Source organism: Streptomyces sp. NPDC059853 (assembly GCF_042731495.1).
Taxonomy (GTDB): Bacteria; Actinomycetota; Actinomycetes; order Streptomycetales; family Streptomycetaceae; genus Streptomyces.
In genome coordinates, this window is sequence record NZ_JBHWJL010000400.1 from 1 (window position 1) to 3,831 (window position 3,831).

The 3,831-nt window shown below is 72.3% G+C and carries 2 protein-coding genes; both read left to right on the forward strand.

The genetic code is table 11. From position 1 onward, the window contains the following. Positions 1–63: 63 nt before the first annotated feature. Positions 64–2,739: a DNA translocase FtsK gene (locus ACFV5N_RS25650; RefSeq protein ID WP_385604277.1), complete on the forward strand. Its 2,676-nt coding sequence runs from the start codon at positions 64–66 to the stop codon at positions 2,737–2,739. A 154-nt stretch (positions 2,740–2,893) separates the two neighbouring features. Next, positions 2,894–3,715: a helix-turn-helix domain-containing protein gene (locus ACFV5N_RS25655; protein WP_385604280.1), complete on the forward strand. Its 822-nt coding sequence runs from the start codon at positions 2,894–2,896 to the stop codon at positions 3,713–3,715. Positions 3,716–3,831: the final 116 nt, after the last annotated feature.

The following is a 3,831-nucleotide window of genomic DNA, read 5'->3' on the forward strand; positions in this document are numbered from 1 at the left end:
ATGCGGGGGCGCCCGGGAGCGGTGTCCGTGCTCCGGCGCGAAGTCCCCGGTAATCTGCCCCTCATGGCTTCAGGTACGTCCGGCAGGAGTTCCCACAGTGCGAGCGCCGGGCGCAGCGGCGGGGGAGCCAGGAAGACGGCGCCCACCAAGCGAGCGCCCGCGAAGAAGACCGCCGCGCGCAAGCCGCCGGCCAGGAAGAAGGCCGCGCCCCGGCGGAACATCGTGGTGCGCGTCGCCCGCCGCCTCTGGCTGGGCCTCGCCCACTCGGTGGGGGCGATGATGCGCGGCATACGGAGCGGCACCAAGGGGCTCGACCCGGATCTGCGGCAGGACGGGCTGGCTCTGCTGCTGCTGGGCCTGGCGCTGATCGTGATGGCCGGTACCTGGGCGAATCTCCAGGGCCCGGTCGGCGACCTCATCACCTTGGTGATCACCGGTGCGCTGGGCCGGATGGATCTGGTCTGCCCGCTGCTGCTGGGCTTCATGGCGGTGCGGCTGTTCGCCCATCCGGAGAAGCGGGAGGCGAACGGGCGGATCGTCGTCGGGCTCACCGCGCTGGTGCTCGGGGTGCTGGGCCTGGTGCACATCGCCACCGGCGCGCCGGGACGCAGCGAGGGCGCGCAGGCTCTGCGCGACACCGGGGGCTATCTCGGCTGGGCGGCGTCCCGGCCGCTGATCCTGACGCTCGGTGAGATGCTGGCGGTGGCCCTGCTGGTGCTGCTGACGGTCTTCGGGCTGCTGGTGGTCACCGCGACGCCGGTGAACGCCATTCCGCGGCGGGTGCGGCAGGCCGCCGTGCGGCTGCGGATCTACGCCGAGGACGGCGCGGACGGGTACGTCGAGGACGCCGGGCACGACAGCGAGCGGCCGGCGCGGGCCCGGCGCCGGCCGGGCCGGGCGGAGCCGGAGCCGGCCGACGGGGCGGAGGCCCTGGAGCACGAGGCGCTGGAGCAGCGCCGTACCGGGCGGGGGCGCAAGGGAAGGGCGCCGGACGCGAGGGACGGGGACCCCATCGATGTGGCCGCCGCGACCGCGGCCGCGCTGGACGGCGCCGTGCTGCACGGGGTGCAGCCCTCGCCGCTGGTGGCCGATCTCAGCAGCCGGGTGACCACCGGCCGCTCCCGTACCCGGCAGCAGGCGGAGGGCGCGGGGCCGCCCGCGCAGCGCTCGCCGTCGGGTGGGGTGCCGGATCTGACGAAGGCCGCTCCCGAGCAGGTGGAGGTGCTGCCGCCGCGCGCCGAACAGCTCCAGCTGGCCGGGGACATCACCTACGCGCTGCCGTCGCTGGACCTGCTGGAGCGGGGCGGCCCGGGGCGTACCCGCAGCGCCGCCAACGACGCGGTGGTGGAGTCGCTGACCACGGTGTTCAGCGAGTTCAAGGTGGACGCGGCGGTCACCGGGTTCACCCGGGGGCCGACGGTGACCCGGTACGAGGTGGAGCTGGGTCCCGCCGTGAAGGTGGAGAAGATCACCGCGCTGACCAAGAACATCGCGTACGCGGTGGCCAGTCCCGATGTGCGGATCATCAGTCCGATCCCCGGCAAGTCGGCGGTCGGTATCGAGATCCCCAACAGCGACCGGGAGATGGTCAATCTCGGGGACGTGCTGCGGACCGCCGATTCGGTGGGGGACACGCATCCGCTGCTGGTGGGGCTCGGCAAGGATGTCGAGGGCGGCTATGTGGCGGCGAATCTGGCGAAGATGCCGCATCTGCTGGTGGCCGGGGCGACCGGCTCCGGCAAGTCGTCGTGCATCAACTGCCTGATCACCTCGGTCATGCTGCGGGCCACGCCGGAGGACGTCCGGCTGGTGCTGGTGGACCCCAAGCGGGTGGAGCTGACGGCGTACGAGGGCATTCCGCATCTGATCACCCCGATCATCACCAACCCGAAGCGGGCCGCCGAGGCGTTGCAGTGGGTGGTGCGCGAGATGGACCTGCGGTACGACGATCTGGCCGCCTACGGTTTCCGGCACATCGACGACTTCAACGCGGCGGTGCGGGCCGGGAAGGTGACGGCGCCGCCGGGCAGCGAGCGCGAGCCCGCGCCGTACCCGTATCTGCTGGTCATCGTGGACGAGCTGGCCGACCTGATGATGGTGGCGCCGCGCGATGTGGAGGACGCGATCGTGCGCATCACCCAGCTGGCGCGGGCGGCGGGGATCCATCTGGTGCTGGCGACGCAGCGGCCCAGCGTGGATGTGGTCACCGGGCTGATCAAGGCCAATGTGCCCTCGCGGCTGGCGTTCGCGACCTCCTCGCTGGCCGACAGCCGGGTGATCCTGGACCAGCCGGGCGCGGAGAAGCTGATCGGCAAGGGCGACGGGCTGTTCCTGCCGATGGGGGACAGCAAGGCCACCCGCATGCAGGGCGCGTTCATCACCGAGGCCGAGGTGGCCGCCGTGGTGAAGCACTGCAAGGAGCAGATGGCGCCGGTGTTCCGGGACGACGTCACGGTGGGCGGCTCCGGGCGGAAGAAGGAGATCGACGAGGAGATCGGCGACGACCTCGACCTGCTGTGCCAGGCGGCGGAGCTGGTGGTCACCACGCAGTTCGGGTCCACCTCGATGCTCCAGCGCAAGCTGCGGGTGGGCTTCGCCAAGGCCGGGCGGCTGATGGACCTGATGGAGTCGCGGGGCGTGGTCGGGCCGAGCGAGGGATCCAAGGCGCGCGATGTGCTGGTGAAGCCGGACGAACTCGCGGGGGTGCTCGCGGTGATCCGGGGTGAAACTCACTCATAAGGCGTAATCCGTGGCGTCGTGGGCCGTGCCGAAGCCGTCGGGGCGGGACCATTCGGTTGGCGGACAATGTTCACCGGCCCGCTTGCCCGTTCCTTCCGCGTCCCCCCTAGACTTGTGGGCACAGCACGCGGTATCACGCTCGAAAGGCCCGCCCGTGTCCAACGGCACTTCCCCCGCCAAGGACCGGCCTTCCGTCGGTCGCACTCTTCAGCAGGCCCGGATCGATGCGCGGCTGACCGTAGACGAGGTCAGTTCCGCCACTCGGGTGCGGGCCCAGATCATTCATGCCATCGAGGCGGACGATTTCTCCCGCTGCGGCGGCGACGTCTACGCGCGCGGGCATGTCCGGATGATCGCGCGTGCGGTCGGGCTCGATCCGGCCGAGGTGATCGCGCTGTACACGGAGCAGGAGGGCGAGGCCCCGCTGCCGGCGCCCACCGCGCCGGTCTTCGAGGCCGAGCGCATCCGGCCCGAGCCGCGCCGCCCCAACTGGACGGCCGCCATGGTGGCGGCGATCGTCGCGGTGATCGCGTTCGTCGGCTTCACCTTCGCCGGCGGGGGCGGCAGCTCCTCCGGCGGGTCGCTGGCCGACGAGAGCCCGGTGCCCTCGCCGACCGCCGAGGACGGCCCGGAGGGCGCCGAGCGGGAGAGCGAGCCGCCGCCCGCCGATCCGGAGCCCGACCCCTCCGAAGAGGCGGTCGCCGGGGTGCCGGCGGACAAGGTCACCGTCATGGCCACGGTGGAGAGCGGATCGAGCTGGATCTCCGCCAAGGACGCCAGCGGCCGGCTGCTCTTCGAAGGGGTGCTGGAGGACGGCGACTCCCAGACGTTCGTCGACGACGAGCAGATCGACCTGGTGCTCGGCAACGCGGGCGCGGTGCAGCTGCACGTGAACGGCAAGCCCCTGGACAGCGTCGGGGAGCCGGGCCAGGTGCAGCGGCTGACGTACACCAAGGGCGACCCCGAGGAGGGCTGACCGGCTCACCCGCCCCGCCCCCACCCCCCGGCCCCGCCGTGGGAGCGGGGGCGGGTGCAGCGCGGGGGGGGCGCGTAGCGTCGCGGACCCACTTAACTGTGACCAACTCCTTAATC